Annotated in this window: 1 pseudogene; it reads left to right on the top strand. The window is 47.4% G+C overall.

The features are described 5' to 3' along the window. Nucleotides 1-249, top strand: a pseudogene (locus ACFIK8_RS12775) (alpha-D-glucose phosphate-specific phosphoglucomutase); the annotation flags it as partial.

The raw sequence follows: 249 nt of genomic DNA, 5'->3' as shown, positions 1-249 counted from the left end.
TAGCGGTAACAGGGAAAACTGTCGCACAAATTACGCAACAGCATTGGCACACTTATGGGCGTTTTTACACTTTGCGTTATGATTATGAAGCAGTGGAGGCGTGTAAAGCTCGCATGGTCATGGATGCGTTGTGCGCGCGTTTACCAAAGGCAGGCATGAAAATTGCGGGACTCCAGGTTGAAAAAGCAGATGATTTTACCTATCATGATCCCATTGATCAGAGTATCAGTACGGGGCAGGGAGTGCGTA

This window comes from Bartonella sp. MR168JLCBS, assembly GCF_042194175.1.
This window is presented reverse-complemented; position numbering and strand designations above follow the sequence as displayed.